This is a genomic window from Hoeflea sp. AS60 (assembly GCF_038900115.1).
Lineage (GTDB): Bacteria > Pseudomonadota > Alphaproteobacteria > Rhizobiales > Rhizobiaceae > Hoeflea.
Map to the genome: position 1 here is coordinate 415,446 of NZ_JBBMQP010000002.1, position 17,739 is coordinate 433,184.

18 protein-coding genes are annotated in these 17,739 nt (G+C 60.6%); 10 read left to right on the forward strand and 8 right to left on the reverse strand.

Features of this window, described 5'->3' with window-relative positions; all coding sequences use genetic code 11:
* Positions 1 to 42: 42 nt before the first annotated feature.
* Both WNZ14_RS12260 and WNZ14_RS12265 read right to left on the reverse strand, forming a co-directional pair.
* Positions 43 to 966: a pseudouridine-5'-phosphate glycosidase gene (locus tag WNZ14_RS12260; protein WP_342868941.1), complete on the reverse strand. Its 924-nt coding sequence runs from the start codon at positions 964 to 966 to the stop codon at positions 43 to 45.
* A 24-nt stretch (positions 967 to 990) separates the two neighbouring features.
* The gene (locus WNZ14_RS12265; protein WP_342868942.1) at positions 991 to 1,941 is read right to left on the reverse strand and encodes a PfkB family carbohydrate kinase; all 951 of its coding nucleotides are present in this window, start codon (positions 1,939 to 1,941) and stop codon (positions 991 to 993) included.
* 244 nt (positions 1,942 to 2,185) lie between these two features.
* On the opposite strand from WNZ14_RS12265, the gene recA reads away from it, so the two are divergent.
* The 3 genes from recA to WNZ14_RS12280 all read left to right on the forward strand — a co-directional run bounded on the left by recA (position 2,186) and on the right by WNZ14_RS12280 (position 7,181).
* Positions 2,186 to 3,280: a recombinase RecA gene (recA, locus tag WNZ14_RS12270; protein WP_342868943.1), complete on the forward strand. Its 1,095-nt coding sequence runs from the start codon at positions 2,186 to 2,188 to the stop codon at positions 3,278 to 3,280.
* A gap of 216 nt (positions 3,281 to 3,496) precedes the next feature.
* Entirely contained in the window at positions 3,497 to 6,148 is a 2,652-nt protein-coding gene (gene alaS / locus WNZ14_RS12275; protein WP_342868944.1) for an alanine--tRNA ligase, read from the forward strand.
* A 181-nt stretch (positions 6,149 to 6,329) separates the two neighbouring features.
* Positions 6,330 to 7,181, forward strand: coding sequence for an AraC family transcriptional regulator (locus WNZ14_RS12280; RefSeq protein WP_342868945.1), 852 nt, complete (start codon positions 6,330 to 6,332; stop codon positions 7,179 to 7,181).
* A 92-nt stretch (positions 7,182 to 7,273) separates the two neighbouring features.
* Here WNZ14_RS12280 and WNZ14_RS12285 read toward each other — a convergent pair whose 3' ends face one another.
* The 4 genes from WNZ14_RS12285 to WNZ14_RS12300 form a co-directional block, all read right to left on the reverse strand.
* Positions 7,274 to 7,588 (reverse strand): DUF1883 domain-containing protein, encoded by a 315-nt coding sequence (locus tag WNZ14_RS12285; protein ID WP_342868946.1) that lies wholly within the window; start codon positions 7,586 to 7,588, stop codon positions 7,274 to 7,276.
* Positions 7,589 to 7,804: 216 nt separating this feature from the next.
* On the reverse strand, positions 7,805 to 8,431 hold the full coding sequence (locus WNZ14_RS12290; RefSeq protein ID WP_342868947.1) for a VTT domain-containing protein: 627 nt from the start codon (positions 8,429 to 8,431) through the stop codon (positions 7,805 to 7,807).
* On the reverse strand, positions 8,428 to 8,856 hold the full coding sequence (locus WNZ14_RS12295) for a hypothetical protein (RefSeq protein WP_342868948.1): 429 nt from the start codon (positions 8,854 to 8,856) through the stop codon (positions 8,428 to 8,430). The genes WNZ14_RS12290 and WNZ14_RS12295 overlap by 4 nt, the downstream gene beginning before the upstream one ends.
* Positions 8,857 to 8,859: 3 nt before the next feature.
* Positions 8,860 to 10,071 (reverse strand): NADP-dependent isocitrate dehydrogenase, encoded by a 1,212-nt coding sequence (locus tag WNZ14_RS12300; RefSeq protein ID WP_342868949.1) that lies wholly within the window; start codon positions 10,069 to 10,071, stop codon positions 8,860 to 8,862.
* A gap of 277 nt (positions 10,072 to 10,348) precedes the next feature.
* Here WNZ14_RS12300 and WNZ14_RS12305 point away from each other — a divergent pair, with 277 nt between their 5' ends.
* The 5 genes from WNZ14_RS12305 (at position 10,349) to WNZ14_RS12325 (ending at position 15,017) form a co-directional block, all read left to right on the forward strand.
* Positions 10,349 to 10,942 carry a GNAT family protein gene (locus tag WNZ14_RS12305; RefSeq protein WP_342868950.1) on the forward strand — a complete coding sequence of 198 codons (594 nt, stop codon included), beginning with the start codon at positions 10,349 to 10,351 and terminating at the stop codon, positions 10,940 to 10,942.
* On the forward strand, positions 10,929 to 11,738 hold the full coding sequence (locus tag WNZ14_RS12310; protein ID WP_342868951.1) for an RNA methyltransferase: 810 nt from the start codon (positions 10,929 to 10,931) through the stop codon (positions 11,736 to 11,738). Before WNZ14_RS12305 ends, WNZ14_RS12310 begins: the two co-directional genes overlap by 14 nt.
* Positions 11,735 to 12,526: a glutamate racemase gene (gene murI, locus WNZ14_RS12315; RefSeq protein WP_342868952.1), complete on the forward strand. Its 792-nt coding sequence runs from the start codon at positions 11,735 to 11,737 to the stop codon at positions 12,524 to 12,526. The genes WNZ14_RS12310 and murI overlap by 4 nt, the downstream gene beginning before the upstream one ends.
* A 136-nt stretch (positions 12,527 to 12,662) precedes the next feature.
* Positions 12,663 to 14,189: an ATP-binding protein gene (locus WNZ14_RS12320; protein ID WP_342868953.1), complete on the forward strand. Its 1,527-nt coding sequence runs from the start codon at positions 12,663 to 12,665 to the stop codon at positions 14,187 to 14,189.
* Between the two features lie 24 nt (positions 14,190 to 14,213).
* Positions 14,214 to 15,017, forward strand: a complete 804-nt coding sequence (locus WNZ14_RS12325; RefSeq protein WP_342868954.1) for an AAA family ATPase — start codon at positions 14,214 to 14,216, stop codon at positions 15,015 to 15,017.
* A 78-nt stretch (positions 15,018 to 15,095) separates the two neighbouring features.
* On the opposite strand, the gene WNZ14_RS12330 is transcribed toward WNZ14_RS12325, so the two are convergent.
* Positions 15,096 to 16,316, reverse strand: a complete 1,221-nt coding sequence (locus WNZ14_RS12330; protein ID WP_342868955.1) for an MFS transporter — start codon at positions 16,314 to 16,316, stop codon at positions 15,096 to 15,098.
* Positions 16,317 to 16,347: 31 nt separating this feature from the next.
* On the opposite strand from WNZ14_RS12330, the gene WNZ14_RS12335 reads away from it, so the two are divergent.
* Complete coding sequence (locus WNZ14_RS12335) at positions 16,348 to 16,842, forward strand: Lrp/AsnC family transcriptional regulator (protein WP_342868956.1); 495 nt, start codon at positions 16,348 to 16,350, stop codon at positions 16,840 to 16,842.
* A gap of 161 nt (positions 16,843 to 17,003) precedes the next feature.
* Here WNZ14_RS12335 and WNZ14_RS12340 read toward each other — a convergent pair whose 3' ends face one another.
* The gene (locus tag WNZ14_RS12340; protein WP_342868957.1) at positions 17,004 to 17,252 is read right to left on the reverse strand and encodes a hypothetical protein; all 249 of its coding nucleotides are present in this window, start codon (positions 17,250 to 17,252) and stop codon (positions 17,004 to 17,006) included.
* Here WNZ14_RS12340 and WNZ14_RS12345 point away from each other — a divergent pair.
* Positions 17,251 to 17,739 carry a twin-arginine translocation pathway signal gene (locus WNZ14_RS12345; protein WP_342868958.1) on the forward strand — a complete coding sequence of 163 codons (489 nt, stop codon included), beginning with the start codon at positions 17,251 to 17,253 and terminating at the stop codon, positions 17,737 to 17,739. The two genes, WNZ14_RS12340 and WNZ14_RS12345, sit on opposite strands and share 2 nt — an antisense overlap.

A 17,739-nucleotide genomic window follows, 5' to 3' on the forward strand; every position in this document is an offset into this window, starting at 1 on the left:
CGAAAATGTCCTCTCATTTTGACACCAGGCTTAGGCTTGCAATCACCTTGTGCCAAGTGTCAGCGCTGCGGCAATGCGCGCTGCGAGCCGTGCATTGTTGAGCACCAGGGCTATGTTGGTTTTCAGGCTGGCGCCATCGGTCAGGTTCAGGATCTCGCCCAGCAGGAAAGGCGTGACCGCCTTGCCTTCGATGCCCTTGGCTTTGGCCGTGGCCAGTGCTGATGCGATATGGCGGTTCATCTCGGATGCTGCGATTTCGTCTTCGAGCGGCACAGGATTGGCGATCAGCATACCGCCATGGCCGCCAAGTGCGCGACGTTTGCTCTCAAAGCGGGCAATGGCGGTGGCGTCATCGAGACGCAGCGGCGCCTTGAGACCGGAATTGCGTGACCAGAAGGCGGGCATTTCGTCCTGCCCAAAAGCCACAACCGGGACGCCGCGGGTTTCGAGCGCTTCCAGCGTCTTCGGGATGTCTAGAATGGCCTTGGCTCCGGCGGAAACCACGATCACCGGCGTGCGGCCCAGTTCATCGAGATCGGCGGAGATATCGAAGCTGGTTTCCGCGCCCTGATGCACGCCCCCGATGCCGCCCGTGGCAAAGACGCTGATGCCTGCTAGCTTGGCTGCCATCATGGTGGCTGCCACGGTGGTGGCGCCGGTGCGGCCTTCAGAGAGGGCAAAGGCAAAATCAGCGCGCGACAGCTTCATCACATCTTTTGCCTGGGCCAGCTTGGTGATGGTGGCCTCATCAAGGCCTGCATGCAGGCGGCCGTCGATGACGGCGATGGTGGCGGGCACCGCGCCTTCGGCACGGATCACCGCCTCGACCTCAAGCGCCATGTCGCGGTTTCCCGGCCAGGGCATGCCATGGGTGATGATGGTGGATTCGAGCGCCACCACAGGCCGGCCTTCGGACAGCGCGTCTTTCACCTCCGGGGTGGTTTCGATGGTGATGGGTCCGGTCATGGGTGGGCTCCTGAAAGCTGGGGTCTAGGTTTGCGCTGGCTTTGGCATGGCGGCAAGCGCCTGAGCAAGCAGGTCTCGCGACAAATCCGGCCGCACCGGACCGCGGATGCCTGCCGTCAGCCGTGCCAGAGCGATGCCACGCGTCAGATTGACCTCGATAGCACCGCCCGAAAGCAGGCCATCAAGATAGCCCGAGGCGAGCGCATCACCGGCGCCGATGACATCCTGAAGGCTGTCCAGCCCGGGTGGCAGAAGCGTTATTGTATGGGTGCCGGAACGATCGGTAGCAAAGGCTGCCACCGCTCCGGCGCCTGCGCTCACCAGCCCACCGCGCAATCCGCTACGGGTGAGCAGCGTGAGCCATTGCTCCGGGGTTTGTACATCCGTCCCGGTCAGGGCTGCGGCCTCGGCTGTGTTCATCGCCAGACAGCTGATCTTTGAAAAGCTTGTGCGCCAGCGAACCACTTTGGCAGGAGAGACCGCGATGACGGCAAGTGGCACGTCAAAGTCTGATGCGGCATCAGCGAGTGCCACCAAAGCGCTTTCGGGCAGATTGGAGTCGGCCAGCAGCAGATCGGCCGCAGCCAGCCGCTTGCGCAGCCGCGAGCTCAGAAGTCGTCGCGCCGGAACCTGATTGTAAAGCGCCATGTCGGCAAGCGCCGTCACCAGATTTCCATTGGGCTCGAGGATCGCCGAATAGCTCGGCGTTGTGCGATCGAGAAAGGTGAGGGGGCAATCCTCAATGCCTGCGTCTTCGGCTGCCCGGGCGACCAGATCTGCCGCAGCGTCGCCGCCGCGGGGTGCGACAAGCGCGACCTGGTGGCCAAGGCGTGCGAGATTGCGCGCTGCGTTGAAGGCGCCACCGCCAGCCTCGGTTTCCCAGTGGCCCGGGTTGGAGGCGCCGGTCTTGTGCGGGCTCGACAACCAGCCCTTGCGGTCGATATGGGCGCCGCCAATCGCCAGAATTCGCGCCATGCCTATATCTCCTTGACCAGTACGCCTGGGCGAATCGCGGAACCGCAGGATGGGCACGAAAGAGTGCTATGGGTGAGCTGGTCGGATTTCAGCATCGTGAAAAAACAAAAAAAGAACACGGTCTCGTTTATCATTTCTTTTCAGTGCCTTGACTGGGTCTTGCGCATGCGGAACAAATAGGGTACAAATTAGACAAACGAGCACTCATTGCTTGCTGCGGCACGATAACCTAAAGGTGAACGAAATGGCACAGAACTCTTTGCGACTGGTAGAGGAAAAATCCGTGGATAAAAGCAAGGCGCTCGACGCCGCACTTTCCCAGATCGAACGTTCGTTCGGCAAGGGCTCTATCATGAAGCTCGGCGCCAATGAAGGTGTGGTCGAGATCGAAACTGTTCCAACCGGTTCTCTGGGTCTCGACATTGCGCTTGGCATCGGAGGTTTGCCGCGCGGCCGGGTGATCGAGATTTTCGGACCGGAAAGCTCGGGCAAGACCACGCTCGCACTGCAGACCATTGCCGAAGCACAGAAGAAGGGCGGCATTTGCGGCTTTATCGACGCTGAACACGCGCTCGACCCGGTCTATGCCCGCAAGCTCGGCGTCGATCTCGAGAGCCTTCTGATTTCGCAGCCCGACAATGGCGAGCAGGCGCTCGAGATTACCGATACGCTGGTGCGCTCCGGCGCTATCGACGTGCTGGTCATCGATTCGGTGGCGGCGCTGACGCCGCGCGCGGAAATCGAAGGCGAGATGGGCGACAGCCTTCCCGGCCTGCAGGCGCGCCTGATGAGCCAGGCGCTGCGCAAGCTGACCGCGTCGATCTCGCGCTCGAACTGCATGGTGATCTTCATCAACCAGATCCGCATGAAGATCGGGGTGATGTTCGGTTCGCCTGAAACCACCACTGGCGGCAATGCGCTGAAATTCTACGCCTCCGTGCGGCTTGATATCCGCCGCATCGGTTCGGTCAAGGACCGCGACGAGGTGGTGGGCAACCAGACCCGGGTCAAGGTTGTCAAGAACAAGATGGCACCGCCCTTCAAGCAGGTCGAATTCGACATCATGTATGGCGAAGGCGTTTCCAAGGTCGGCGAGTTGATCGATCTGGGCGTCAAGGCCGGGATTGTCGAGAAATCCGGTGCCTGGTTCTCCTACAACAGTCAGCGGTTGGGCCAGGGACGCGAGAACTCGAAGCAGTTCCTGAGGGACAATCCGGTGCTGGCTGACGAAATCGAGTTGTCGCTGCGCCAGAATGCCGGGCTGATTGCCGAGAAGTTCCTGGATGAGGACCGCAGCGCGGGTGAGGATGACGACACGCCAGATAGCGCTGAAATGTAGATCTTTTCGACGCTCTTGATGATGGTTTCAAACCGGCCGTCGGTCCTCAAGCGGACTGACGGCCGGTTTTCCTTTGATTGCAGGGGCTCTGGCGTCTGGACAGGCATTCGGGCGAGCGATAAAAGCGGCGGTCCGTCAGTGGCACGACGGATCTGAAAACGGTGCCCCCGAAACGGTTCCAAGTGCACTGCCTGCCTATCAGACAAAGGGTTGATCATGAGTGGCGTGAATGAAATCCGGTCGGCGTTTCTCGACTATTTCAAGAAGAACGGGCACGAAGTTGTGGCCTCCAGCCCGCTGGTGCCGCGCAACGACCCGACACTGATGTTCACCAATGCGGGCATGGTGCAGTTCAAGAACGTGTTTACCGGTCTCGAACAGCGTCCCTACACTACGGCGACAACCTCGCAGAAGTGCGTGCGCGCCGGTGGCAAGCACAATGACCTCGACAATGTCGGTTATACCGCGCGCCACCACACCTTCTTCGAGATGCTCGGCAATTTCTCCTTTGGCGACTATTTCAAGGAGCGCGCCATCGAGCTTGCCTGGAATCTGCTGACCAAGGATTTCGGGATCAACAAAGAGCGTCTGCTGGTTACGGTTTACCACACAGACGACGATGCATTCGACCTGTGGCGCAAGATCGCCGGTATCCCGGAAAACCGTATCATCCGGATCCCGACCAATGACAATTTCTGGGCGATGGGCGACACCGGGCCGTGCGGACCATGCTCGGAGATCTTCTATGATCATGGCGACCACATTTGGGGCGGACCTCCCGGTTCAGCTGATGAGGATGGCGACCGGTTCATCGAGATCTGGAACCTGGTTTTCATGCAGTTTGAACAGACCGCTGATGAACGGCTTGATCTGCCGCGGCCATCGATCGACACCGGCATGGGCCTCGAGCGCATCGCGGCTCTCCTGCAGGGCAAGCACGACAATTACGATATCGACCTGTTCCGGCGTCTGATTTCTGCCTCGGTGGAGGCCACCGGCGTGCCTGCAGAGGGCAAGAACCGCGCTAGCCACCGGGTGATTGCCGATCATCTGCGTTCGGCGGCTTTCCTGATTGCGGATGGCGTTTTGCCGTCCAATGAAGGCCGGGGCTATGTGCTCAGGCGCATCATGCGGCGTGCCATGCGCCACGCACAGCTGCTGGGTGCGCGCGATCCGCTGATGTACCGGTTGCTGCCGACGCTTGTAGCCGAGATGGGCCGGGCCTATCCGGAACTGCAGCGTGCCGAAGCGCTGATTTCGGAAACGCTGAAGCTTGAGGAAACCCGCTTCCGCAAGACGCTGGAACGCGGTCTGAGCCTGCTTGATGATGCCAGCGCCGATCTTGGCGAAGGCGACCGGCTTGATGGCGAAACCGCGTTCAAGCTCTATGACACCTATGGCTTTCCGCTTGACCTGACCCAGGACGCGCTGAGGCAGCGCGGTGTGGATGTCGACACCGACGCGTTCAATGTGGCGATGGAGCGGCAGAAGGCCGAAGCCCGCAAGCACTGGTCGGGTTCGGGCGATGCGGCGACGGAGACCATCTGGTACGAAATCAAGGACAAGGCCGGGGCTACGGATTTCCTCGGCTATGACACCGAGGCCGCGGAAGGCGTCATTCTGGCGCTGGTGCGCGACGGCAAACAGGTTGATGCAGCCCAGTCCGGTGAGCTGGTCGATGTGGTGGTCAACCAGACGCCGTTCTATGGCGAGTCAGGTGGCCAGATGGGCGATCAGGGCACAATTTCGGGCGAGGGCTATCAGCTTGAAGTGAGCGATACCCAGAAGCGTGGCGAAGGGGTGTTCGTGCACCGGGCCAAGGTTGTCAAAGGCAAGGTGACGCGCGGTGCTGTGGCGCAGCTCGCGGTCAATCATGGCCGGCGTGCCAAGATACGCGCCAATCATTCGGCAACCCACCTGCTGCATGAAGCGCTCCGCGAAGTCCTTGGCACTCATGTGGCGCAGAAGGGCTCGCTGGTTGCACCCGAGCGGCTCAGGTTCGACGTCTCGCACCCCAAGCCGATGACAGCCCAGGAGCTTGCCGAGGTCGAGACCATGGCCAACGAGATCATTCTTCAGAATAGCCCGGTGACAACCAGGCTTATGGCAGTGGATGATGCGATCGCCGAAGGTGCGATGGCACTGTTCGGCGAGAAGTACGGCGACGAGGTTCGTGTCGTGTCGATGGGCACTGGTGTGCGCGGGGCGAAGGCGAACCGGTCCTATTCGACCGAATTGTGCGGTGGAACCCACGTTGCGGCCACCGGCGAGATTGGCCTTGTGCGGGTGCTCTCCGACAGCGCGGTCAGCGCCGGCGTACGCCGCATCGAGGCATTGACCGGGGAGGCGGCGCGCCAGCACCTGACCGATCAGGACGAGAAGCTCAGGCATGTGGCGTCTATCCTGAAAGTGCAGACCGGCGATGTTGCCGCGCGGATCGAATCGCTGATGGATGAGCGCAAGAAGCTCGAGCGCGAGTTGATGGAAGCGCGCAAGAAGCTGGCGCTTGGCGGCAGTTCAGATGGCGGTGATGAAAGCCGCGACATCGGCGGCGTGAAATATCTCGGCAAGGTGGTCACCGGCGTTTTGCCGAAGGATCTCAAGGGTCTGGTTGATGCAGCCAAGGCTTCGCTCGGCTCCGGCGTGGCGGCCTTTGTTGCTGTCGGGGAAGACGGCAAGGCAAGCGTTGTCGTCGGTGTCACCGAAGATCTGACCTCACGGCTGTCGGCGGTTGATCTTGTGCGCGCGGCCTCTGAAGCCATCGGCGGCAAGGGCGGCGGCGGACGGCCCGACATGGCCCAGGCCGGCGGCCCGGACGGCGTCAATGCCGATGCTGCAATTGATGCTGTGGCTGCCGCGTTGAGCTGAAGTCGAGGCTGCCAGACGGCAGCGATAAATGGAATCATCAAACGCTCGGGATTTTGTCCCGGGCGTTTTGCGTTTGGGTTGCCCGAAATTGCTTGTGGGGATGCAGTTGCCATTCCTCAACTCAGCAAGATTTGTGCGGTCTAAGCGTGCTGTTAGTGTGGGGACCGACGGAGGGACAGGGATGGCGAAAGACGCAGGCATCAGGGACTATCGTGCGCGACTTGCGCGGGTTCGGACCTATATCCGGGCCAATCTTGATCGACCGCTCAACCTTGATGACCTGGCTGATGTTGCCTGCCTGTCCCGGTTTCACTGGCATCGCACCTATCGCGGCATGACCGGTGAAACCGTGTGGCAGACGGTCAAGCGGCTGAGACTGCACCGCGCGGCCTCCGACCTCGTCAATGGATCATTGTCGATCGAGGAGATCGCCAAACGCTCGGGATATACCAATCCGCGCGCTTTCAGCCAGGCCTTCAAGGCCGATTTCGGTCTGCCACCGCTTCGCTACCGCGCCGAGGGCGGTCACCGGCGCTATGACAATCCTGACTGGCAGGAGACTGAAGATATGTATGACGTGCGAGTAGAAGACCATGGTCCGGTGACAATCGCGGGCCTGATTCATACCGGCCCCTACATCGATGTCGGCGCCACTTTCGAGCGGTTTGGCTCGCATCTGGCGATGACAGGAGGTTGGGAGAAATCGGCTGGCATGGCCGCGGTCTATTTCTCCGATCCCGACATCACGCCGCCCGAAGAGCTGAAATCACTGGCCGGCATGGCGCTGAAACCTGGCGAGGCGCCACCTGCTGGCGTGGAGACCTGCGCGTTGCCGGCTGGACGATATGCGGTGTTGACCCACAAGGGTCCCTATGCGGAGCTTGCCAAGGCCTATCACTGGTTGTTCGGCGTATGGCTGGCTGAAAGCGGCGAGAGTGCCGGGCCGGCACCGGCGGTGGAGCGCTATCTCAACACGCCGCTCGATGCCGCGCCGAGCGAGCTTCTGACCGAGATCCAGATGCAGCTTGGGTGAACAGACTGGTTGCCGTCCTGCGCTTCGGACTCCGACCCTCAAGAAGGGTGGTTGGCGAATTCGTCATCCGTGGCAGTGGGATCCGCGTTCTCTTACGCTGCGGCGGATGACTTTGTCTGTTTTGGACCGGGTGGCAACATGGCGCGGACATTGGAATTTGCCAGAGTCTGAAATTCGGCCTTGTCGACAACAACGTGCCATTCACCGTTGGCCGGGATGGTTAGGCGTGCTGGCGATTTCTCTGCTCGCCCGCCTATGGCCTTGTAGGATTTGGCTTCCGCGTAGCGGGCGAAATTCTCCTGGTCCATAAGGAAGACGTTGTTGATACAGGAGAGCCTGACTTCGACGGTTGTTCCGAACGGCTGTTCGCCAAGATTATAATGCTTGTAGCGTGGGGAAGGTTTCACGGTCCGATCCTGTTGATGTTGGCATTAGCCGGAACATGCCAGCCGGCAGTTAATGTTTTACTTATGTCGAGTAACAGAATAAGTGAAATAATTCTAATTTAACAAGTACTTAAGTGGCTAAAGATCTCGCCTTCTGTCCAGGCAGAACAGCATGTTCCTGCTGCGCGGGGCGGTCTCTGTCGAGAGCTGACCAGGTCTGCACTCCCTGCCACGTCCTCATGGCAGGTCGTCGGGGCTTTGGTGCGCGCGGGCGTGCGCGGATTGCAACGCCAGCTTGATCCGCCAGCCAAGGAAAGCAGCCAGTGCCAGCATGGCGAGCGCCATCGAAAGGTTGCCAAGGATGCCGGACAGGGTCTCGATGTTGGAGCCGAAGCTGTAGCCGAGCCCGATATAGATCGAGACCCACACAACTTCGCCAGCCACGGCCCATGCGGTGAACCGGACCCAGGGGAGGCCTGTGATACCGCTGGCGATGTTGATGGCCGGGCCGAGAGGTGTGAACAGCCAGCGGGTGAAGAACACGCCGCTTGCGCCCCATTTTTCAAGCTTCGGCTCGGCCGCTCGGGCTTTCCTGGCCATTCCACTGAGGAAACCGGGGCGGCCCTCGGCGGAGCGGGCGACAAAACGACCTGCAAGAAAGCCAGCCTGATCGCCCAACGTCGTGCCGGTGAGCGCCCATATGAAAGCGGTCCAGAGCTCGGCGTCGCCATTGGCCGCCAGCGCGCCCAGTGTCAGCAATGCCAGCGAGGTTGGCAGGGGCGCGCCGAACTGACCGATGGCCAGAAGGAGTGCGGCGGCAGCAACGCCATAGAGTGTGAGAAACTCGAGCAATTGCCCGGTCATGGCTGCGGTTTGGCCGGTTCGGTGGCTTGCGGCAATGCTGCGCTGGAAGGGGTCGTGGAAGTCCCGGGGAGTGCGTGGGCCGCACGATCCAGCCTGATTGCGTCGAGGATGCGCGCAGTCAGCACATCGAGCGGCTGTCCCTGTTCGCGGGCGATCTTGATCAGAGGCCGGCGATCCGGGCCGCTGTCGGGCAAGCCCACGGCGTCATGAACGATCTTCGGATCGACCCGGTAGGACCGGGCGACATAGCGGACGGTCATCCAGCCTTCGATCGGCTCATCCGCGTGGCTTTGCCAATAGGCAAAAAAAATGCTGGCGCGGATGATGAACACCAGCGCCAGCGTCAATGCAATTATGAAAGCGAGGGCGAGCCACCGGTTCTGCCGCCACAGCTTCTTGAGCGTGACGACAGGTCCGGTGGCCATCAGTCAGCCCATGGCCTTCTGCAGGTTCTCGTCGATCTTGTCGAGGAAGCCGGTGGTCGACAGCCAAGGCTGGTCGGGGCCGATCAAGAGCGCCAGATCCTTGGTCATGAAGCCTGATTCGACGGTCTGGATGCAGACGCGCTCCAGCGTGTCAGCAAATGTGGCCAGTTCTGCATTGTCGTCGAGCTTGGCGCGGTGAGCGAGGCCACGTGTCCAGGCGAAGATCGAGGCGATCGAGTTGGTCGAGGTTTCCTCGCCCTTCTGATGCTGGCGATAGTGACGTGTCACCGTGCCGTGGGCGGCTTCGGCTTCCACGGTCTTGCCATCCGGGGTCATCAGGACCGAGGTCATCAGGCCGAGCGAGCCAAAGCCCTGGGCAACGATGTCGGACTGGACGTCGCCATCGTAGTTCTTGCAGGCCCAGACGTAACCGCCGGACCATTTCAGCGCGGAGGCGACCATGTCGTCGATAAGGCGGTGCTCGTACCAGATCTTGGCTTCCGCATACTTGTCCTTGAATTCTGCCTGGAAGACCTCCTCGAACAGATCCTTGAAGCGGCCGTCATAAGCCTTGAGGATGGTGTTTTTGGTCGACAGGTAGCAGGGCACGCCGCGCATCAGCGCGTAGTTGAGCGAAGCGCGGGCAAAATCGCGGATCGAATCATCAAGGTTGTACATGGCCATTGCAACGCCGGCGGACGGCGCGTCATAGACTTCGTGCTCGATGGTTTCGCCATCATCGCCAACGAACTTGATCGACAGCTTGCCCTTGCCGGGGAACTTGAAATCGGTGGCGCGGTACTGGTCGCCGAAGGCATGACGGCCGACGATGATCGGCTTGGTCCAGCCTGGAACCAGACGCGGCACGTTCTTCATGATGATCGGCTCGCGGAAGATCACGCCACCAAGGATGTTGCGGATGGTGCCGTTTGGCGAACGCCACATCTTCTTGAGGCCAAATTCCTCGACGCGGGCTTCATCCGGCGTGATGGTGGCGCACTTGATGCCGACGCCGTGCTTCTTGATGGCGTTGGCCGCGTCGATGGTGACCTGGTCATTGGTTTCGTCGCGATACTCGACCGAGAGGTCGTAATAGTCGATCGGCAGATCGAGGTAGGGCAGGATCAGCTTTTCCTTGATGAACTGCCAGATGATGCGTGTCATCTCATCGCCGTCGAGATCCACGACGGGGTTTGCAACCTTGATCTTTGCCATTCGGGGTAACCTTTTGAGAGGGTTGTCGGAGGGAGGCCGAAAGCCACCCGTTCAATTGGCGCTTCTCTTAACAAAACAGTGGGCGGCGCACAACATGCCGCAGGGCCGCAGCTGCATGTTGGTACGGATGATTTTGACTTATGGCCCGAGGCCTGGCCGCTGGTGCAGCAATACCCGCATGGGGGATTCGGGTGGTCGGTGGTTGCCGGGTTCGCGCCGCCTTGATTGTGCGGCATGGCGGCAGTAGTGGTGTCGGCCTGACAGAAGCGGGGCCGCCTTGGCTGATTTGACCCATTCCATTGCAACCGAGAGATTGCTGCTGCGTCCGTTCACGCTGGCGGATGTGGATGCCGTGCATGCCTATCACAGCCTTAAAGCAGTTGCCCATTATCAGATGTGGGAGCCGCGAACGCGTGATCAGGTGGCGGCCGAGATCGAGACATGGACTTCGCAATCCCTGGATGCCGGAGGTGTCTGCCGTGCAGTGATTCTAAAGGCCGACGGCAAGCTGATTGGCGATATCACCCTGATGCATCGTGACATCGAGGCGCGGCAGGCCGAGATCGGGTTTTCCTTCAGCCCCGAATATGGAGGGCAGGGATACGCCACGGAAGCTGCAATCGCGCTTATGGCGTTTGGCTTCGGTCCGCTGAAGCTGCACCGGATCTTTGGCCGCTGCGATGCGCGCAACACGCCGTCCTGGCGGGTGATGGAGCGGATCGGCATGCGGCGGGAAGCCCATTTTCGCGAGCATGCGATATTCAAGGGCGAGTGGGATGAAGAATTCTACTATGCAATGCTGCACAGCGAATGGGTTGCAGGGCGAATGGGCGGAATTGCGCCGGGGAGCGGATTGAGTGGCCGGAACTGACAGGAAACGCGAGATCATGACCGGTGGCCCGGCGATCATTCTGGTGGAGCCGCAACTGGGCGAGAACATCGGCATGGTGGCGCGTGCGATGGCGAATTTCGGGCTGTCCAATCTTCGCATCGTCAATCCGCGCGATGGCTGGCCGAATGAAAAGGCGATCAGCGCTGCAGCTCGCGCCGACCATGTGATTGAAGGCGCGATTGTGTTTGCGACGCTGGAGGCAGCACTTGCGGACCTGAGTTTTGTCTATGCCACCACTGCGCGGCCACGCGACGGGCACAAGCCGGTCAAGGGGCCGGTGGAAGCGGGCGAGATATTGCGCGGGCGGGAGAATTCGGGCGAGCGCACCGGGATCCTGTTCGGGCGCGAGCGAATCGGCTTGCGCAACTGGGAAGTCGGGCTTGCCGACGAGATCGTCACATTTCCGGTCAACCCGGCCTATGCGTCGCTCAACATCGCCCAGGCCGTGCTGCTGATGTCTTATGAGTGGATGAAATCCGGCCTTGCCAGTCCGCACCAGACCGCCTTTGACAAACCGGATGTCGAGCCGGCGGCGAAAGCCGATCTGCACGGGTTGTTCGCCCAGATCGAGGAGGGGCTTGAGGCGCGGGGGTATTTCCGCTCCGAGACCAAAAAGATGAAGGCGGTCGACAATTTGCGCGCTGTTCTGACAAGGCCTGGATTTTCCACTGACGAAATCAACGTGCTGCGCGGTCTTTTTGCCTCATTTGACCGGTTTGCTCGTCCCGGGCAGCGGTTGCCTGCAGGTGACGGCGAAACGGGAGATGACGAATGAGGGAACAACCGGTTCTGGTGTTTGACAGCGGCATTGGCGGGCTGAGTGTGTTGCGCGAGGCACGTGTGATCATGCCGGGGCGGCGCTTTGTCTATGTTGCCGATGATGCCGGCTTTCCCTATGGACGCTGGGAGGAGGGCGCACTGAGCGACAGGATCGTCGAGCTGTTTGCCGGGCTGATCAAACGTCACGACCCCGCTCTTGCGCTGATTGCCTGCAACACCGCCTCGACCATCGTGATGCCTGCGCTTCGGGCGGCTTACCCGGATCTGCCGTTTGTCGGCACGGTGCCGGCGATCAAGCCTGCTGCCGAGCGGACACGGTCGGGTCTGGTCTCGGTGCTGGCGACGCCGGGCACGGTCAAGCGGCAATATACACGAGACCTGATCCGCGATTATGCCGACAAGGTGCATGTGCGGCTGGTGGGGTCTGAAAATCTCGCAAGCCTGGCCGAGACATACATGCGCAAGGGCTTTGTCGACGAGGCGGCGGTGAAGGCGGAAATCGAGCCGTGCTTTGTCGAGCTTGACGGCAGGCAGACCGATATCGTGGTGCTGGCCTGCACCCATTTTCCGTTTCTGGTCAACCGCATGCGCAAGGTGGCTCCCTGGCCGGTGGACTGGATCGACCCGGCCGAGGCGATTGCCCGCCGGGCGCTGGCGATTGTCGAAACGCTTCCCGGCGGCGACGCGCTGCCCGACGCCAAGGACACGGTCGTTTTCACCTCGGGCGATCCGGACACAAACCTGCAGCGGTTGATGCACGGGTTTGGACTAACGGCTTCCTAAGCGGTCTTGCGCCTTAAATCCTGTGTATTTCCCAGATCGCAGGCGGCGCGGCAGCAATTATCTGCTAGACGGTGCGATGGCCGATTTTTGTGAGAATCGGTGAGATGCCGCGTCGTGTTTACGGAGTAAAGCCAGAGTGAAGGTCGGAATTGACATGGGGAGCCTGACCGGCGGACAGCCGGCCAAGCTCGACATTGAAGAGCTGCTGGCGACCCGTCTTCTGGTGCAGGGCAATTCCGGTTCCGGCAAGTCGCACCTTCTCAGACGCCTGCTGGAACAGTCGGCGCAATGGGTGCAGCAGGTGATCATCGATCCGGAAGGTGACTTCGTCACGCTGTCGGACAAATACGGCCATCTGGTTGTCGAAGGCGAGCGCAGTGAGGCGGAACTCGCGGGTATCGCCAGCCGCATCAGGCGGCATCGCGTCTCTTGTGTGCTGTCGCTGGAAGGGCTTGATGTCGAGCAGCAGATGCGCGCGGCTGCGGTGTTTCTCAATGCCATGTTCGATGCCGAGCACGAGTTCTGGTATCCGGTTCTGGTGGTGGTGGACGAGGCGCAGCTGTTTGCGCCCGCCGTTGGTGGCGACGTCTCCGAGGACGCGCGCAAGATGTCACTTGGGGCCATGACCAACCTGATGTGTCGCGGTCGCAAGCGCGGACTGGCCGGCGTGATTGCCACGCAGCGGCTGGCAAAACTTGCCAAGAACGTGGCTGCGGAAGCCTCTAACTTCCTGATGGGCCGGACATTCCTCGACATCGACATGGCCCGCGCCGCCGATCTGCTCGGCATGGACCGGCGCCAGGCGGAGATGTTCCGCGATCTGCAGCGTGGCAATTTTGTCGGACTCGGACCGGCCTTGTCGCGCAGGCCGCTGCCGATCGCGATTGGCGCGGTAGAGACGCAGGCGCGTTCCTCGAGCCCCAAGCTGATGCCGATGCCGGAGAGCTTGGCCGATGTGGAAGACCTGATCTTCACGCCCGACCCGGAAGAACTCAACCGTCAACTGGCGCCGCGCCGTGCGCGCCCGGCACCTCGGCCGACAACCGACATTCTGGCGGAACTCTCGCGTGCGACGCCGCTCAGCGATGCACCGATTGCGAAGTCTGGCACGGATTCTGCAGCGCCCGGCATTTCGGCGGAAGAGCGCGAACAACGGGTTGCGGCTGTGCTTTCCGAGATTCTGGGTGATCCGGAATCGGGTTACCGAACAGATTCCGCGCTGTATCAGGACTTTCTGGTGCGGCTGAGGATGCGGCGCGTGAGTGGCTCGCCTATGTCGCTGAGTGCCTTCCGTCACCGCGTTGCGGTGGCACGTTCCGGGGTTGATGCCGAGACCGCCGCAACCGAAGCCTGGGAGACGGCGCTGAGGCTCTCGCGTGCAGTGTCCGAGGATCTGCAGGGCGTGTTCCTGATGCTCGCCAATGCCGCGATCCGGGGCGAGTCGTGTCCATCAGACGCTCGCATTGCGCGGGCCTACGGCACCCATTCGGCTCGCCGGGCGCGACGGCTTCTGGGGTATTTCGAGGAGCAGGAGCTGATCATCGTGCATGCCGATCATTCCGGAAAGCGTATCGTCGGCATTCCCGAGCTGCAGGCGGAGACTGCGCCGGGAGCTGCGGATGCGCCGGATGAGGATGCCGGGAGCGCCGAAGCGGCGGAGTAACGTCCTGCTCCAACGCCAAAGGAAATGTCATTGGCCCGCGACAAGCGACAAACCAGACTGCCAGCACCCTATTTGAAGCGGCTGACGCTTCAAGATGACAAGATGGCGAACAAGACCGGCTATCCGTTTGATTTGCCCTGGTTGCGTGATGAGAGTTTCGATCTTCGTTTTACCACCCCGGTCACCATTATCATCGGCGAAAACGGGACGGGAAAATCAACGCTGGTGGAGGCCATTGCGGCTTTATGCGGCTATGACGAAGCGGGTGGCGGAAAGGGCTATAGCCCGGTTGATCACGACAGGGCGATCGACAAAAGCGGGGCCGGGCTGGCGGAGATGTTCAGGGGCGCATGGTTGCCCAAAGTCACAACGGGCTGGTTCTTCAAGGCCGAGACATTCTTTTCAGTGGCGCGCTATCTTGATGTTGCTGCGCTTGACGATCTGCGGCCGGGAGCACCGCCGCCACCTGATTTCCTGTCATGGAGCCACGGCGAAGGTTTTGTGCGGTTCTTTGAAGAACGGATGTCGAGACAGGGCATCTACTTCATGGATGAGCCGGAGAGTGCCTTGTCGCCCAAACGCCAACTGGAGTTGGTGCGGATCTTAAATACCATTCAGGAGCGCGCGACGGCGCAGGTCATCGCGGCGACCCATTCGCCTATCCTGATGGCCTTGCCAGGTGCCCGTCTTCTGGAAATCACCCGGCACGGCATTCAGGAGACAAACTACCGCGATACCCAGCACTTCAAACTGTATCGGTCTTTCACGTCTGATCCTGAACAATTCATCGCAGATGCTATCGGCGAAGAGGGAGAGTTTGAATTCTAGGTTGGATTTGACCGCTACAGGCGTTTGCCGACCTCCGCGAGCGCCGAGTTGACACTCATCTGGCTTAGGCGCTAAGGGTCACGATACGGAACGAGTTGGCGATGCAGCAGGGGCTTCAATCGACTTCCAGCTGGCAACTGCGCCGATCACCACGAAGGCGGCAGCAAGACCGGATACTGCTGAAAAACCAGCTGTCGCGTAGACTGATCCCATCACCACCGGTCCTGTGAAAGCGGCAAAATAGGTAACGGCGCTGTTCAAACCCATGACCGCCCCGCGGGCTTCGAATGCTCGCTGGTTCAAAGACACAACAATCGCGTTCAGCCCAAGCTGATTGAGAAACCCCCACATTGCGGCGGCTGCGAAAGCCACGGAAGGCGTCGCCAGCGCGAAGCGCCAGCAGAAATAGCTGGCCGCGATGCTGCACAGGACCAGCACGATATATCCCCGACTGATTTTTGGCGCGAGGATGCTGAGGCCGACACCCGCTACACCAAATCCAAGCCCATATGCCAGGACAAACAAGCCGGTGCCTTGCGCTGAGAGAGCAAAGGCGTTTCGCAATCCCTCTCCGAAAAAGGCAAAACAGCCGTAGAACGCGGTCATATAGGCGAACAGCACCACAAGCAGTCGTGCAACGCCCGGCAATCGCACTGCACGCCATGGCGACGTTCGCATTGCCGGTCCGGCCAAAGTGCCGCGCAGCACCAGCATCAGAACGATGCCGACCAGCAGGGACAATCCGGCCAGAAGGGCATAGACCGTCCGCCATCCGAATTTTTCTGTGACAACTGCAGCCAGCGGAACGGCAAGCACCAGAGACAGCGCCCAGCCCGTCAGCACGAGCCCTAAACGGGCAGCCTCGCGGCCCTTCGGTGCGGTCGCAGCTGCCGTTGCATAGGTGCCGGGCAGAAGAATGCCCACTGCAACCCCTGCGATCGCCTGCGACAGTCCGAGCCAGAGCCAACTCTGGCTCAGTGCACTCAACATCTGGGCCAAGGCGAGCAGCAGTGCTGCCCCGCCCAGGACGCGCCCTGCCGGCATCCTGTCGATCAGCCCGGCCAGCGACAGGGCGGAAACCGCCGTTGCGGCCCCAAAGGCTGAAATCGACCAGGCGATGCGGAACGCTTGGGTGTCCAGATCCTTCGCCACGTCCGACAGGATGGGACTGAGCACAAATGCGTTCGACCCAACAAGGAGAATCGCGCCGAGCAGCGTGATCGGGAGAATGTGCCGAATAGCATTCGGATTTTTATCAATTTCACGGTATGACATATTGGCTTTAGGCACGAGCGGCATGACTTAGGCAACTAAAAATGGGCAGATAGAGATGAAAACGAACCCTATTCGGCAAAAGGAGCCGCATCTGTCAGGTCTCGATCGCACTGACCGAATGCTGTTAAGGCTTCTGGCGGAACGGGCTGATCGATCCTATGCCGAACTTTCAAAGCTGGTTCATCTTTCTGCTCCGGCCGTGCACGAGCGGGTGAAACGTCTCAGACGCGACGGTGTCATTCAGGCCACTGTGGCGAAACTCGACGGCGAGAAGATCGGCTGCATGCTGCTGTCCTTCATTCATGTCGCCACCGAAGGCTGGAGCATGACCAAGCCGATCCTCGAACTCAAGGCTCTGGCCGATGTGGAGGAGATACATACGGTCACCGGGGATGCCGGTCTGATCCTGAAGGTTCGCACCTCCGGCCCCGCCAGCCTCGAAAAGTTGCTGTCGCGCATTCAGGAAATCCAGGGGGTCCGTTCAACCCAAAGCTATGTTGCGCTCGGCACCTATCTTGAGCGCGGGCCGATGCCAGAAATGCCTGAATAGTAGGTTCGGTGTTGAAGCGAGTGTTTCGGGCCGTTTCCTCCCGGATGTTGCCGTACGGCACCCGGCCCAGCGGTGTTCGTTCAAATCTGATTGTGTACTTGATCTTGCGAGGCGATCGAATTCATGTTGCGAAACAATCATGACAGGCTGGCCCCCTGTGTTTATGTCCGCTCTTCCCAGACCTTTTCCGGCAGCAAAATGCGTTCCACCGGCATTTCCACGTCTGGGGAGCTGAGCAATTCCCGCCGGCGCATATCCGTGGCCATGCTCACAAATCCGTGACGATCGTTTTTCATGTTCTTGTCCATCTGCACCTTGGGATTGCTCGGTCGCGCGCTATAGTTACCCATGAGCCATGATCGGGTCGTTTTTCGACCTTGAACCACATAGCCCATGAGGAAAATCATCATGACCGACATCATCACAACCCGCCGTACATTGCTGGCCGCCACCGGAGCGATCGTTTCCACCGGGATAGCTGGCCTGATACTGCCTGCACAGGCCAAGGGCGTTGCTGCGACGCCTTCGATGCGGGGTGGAGCCAACAATTATCTTTCCGGCGCCCCAATCGTGGAGCGGATCGGCGGTGGCGGGTTCTGGATGACCGGTACCGTTCGCCGCGCGGGTGATGGCGCTCCGCTTCAAGGTCAACGTATTCAGGTCTGGGCCCATACGACAGAGGGCGATGAGCGTGATGCCAGAAGCCATGGTGCCACGTTGACCGATGCAAATGGCGAGTTTCGCCTTGAGATGCCGCAGATTGTGCCTGCTTTCGGGCAGGCTCATGCCCATCTGGCCTATGACAGCGATGAGTTTGAAACGGTCTTCTTGCGCCCCGTCATGGCGAGCGCAAGCGAAACCAGGCTCAGTGCGGACTTCGTGCTGCAGCCGGCCTGA

Bases quoted from the DNA above. Each gene is read 5' to 3' on its own strand.
- WNZ14_RS12260 (WP_342868941.1), bottom strand. From the start codon at position 966: ATGACCGGACCCATCACCATCGAAACCACCCCGGAGGTGAAAGACGCG.
- WNZ14_RS12265 (WP_342868942.1), bottom strand. From the start codon at position 1,941: ATGGCGCGAATTCTGGCGATTGGCGGCGCCCATATCGACCGCAAGGGC.
- recA (WP_342868943.1), top strand. From the start codon at position 2,186: ATGGCACAGAACTCTTTGCGACTGGTAGAGGAAAAATCCGTGGATAAA.
- alaS (WP_342868944.1), top strand. From the start codon at position 3,497: ATGAGTGGCGTGAATGAAATCCGGTCGGCGTTTCTCGACTATTTCAAG.
- WNZ14_RS12280 (WP_342868945.1), top strand. From the start codon at position 6,330: ATGGCGAAAGACGCAGGCATCAGGGACTATCGTGCGCGACTTGCGCGG.
- WNZ14_RS12290 (WP_342868947.1), bottom strand. From the start codon at position 8,431: ATGACCGGGCAATTGCTCGAGTTTCTCACACTCTATGGCGTTGCTGCC.
- WNZ14_RS12295 (WP_342868948.1), bottom strand. From the start codon at position 8,856: ATGGCCACCGGACCTGTCGTCACGCTCAAGAAGCTGTGGCGGCAGAAC.
- WNZ14_RS12300 (WP_342868949.1), bottom strand. From the start codon at position 10,071: ATGGCAAAGATCAAGGTTGCAAACCCCGTCGTGGATCTCGACGGCGAT.
- murI (WP_342868952.1), top strand. From the start codon at position 11,735: ATGAGGGAACAACCGGTTCTGGTGTTTGACAGCGGCATTGGCGGGCTG.
- WNZ14_RS12325 (WP_342868954.1), top strand. From the start codon at position 14,214: ATGTCATTGGCCCGCGACAAGCGACAAACCAGACTGCCAGCACCCTAT.
- WNZ14_RS12330 (WP_342868955.1), bottom strand. From the start codon at position 16,316: ATGCCGCTCGTGCCTAAAGCCAATATGTCATACCGTGAAATTGATAAA.
- WNZ14_RS12335 (WP_342868956.1), top strand. From the start codon at position 16,348: ATGAAAACGAACCCTATTCGGCAAAAGGAGCCGCATCTGTCAGGTCTC.
- WNZ14_RS12345 (WP_342868958.1), top strand. From the start codon at position 17,251: ATGACCGACATCATCACAACCCGCCGTACATTGCTGGCCGCCACCGGA.
- WNZ14_RS12340 (WP_342868957.1), bottom strand. From the start codon at position 17,252: ATGATGATTTTCCTCATGGGCTATGTGGTTCAAGGTCGAAAAACGACC.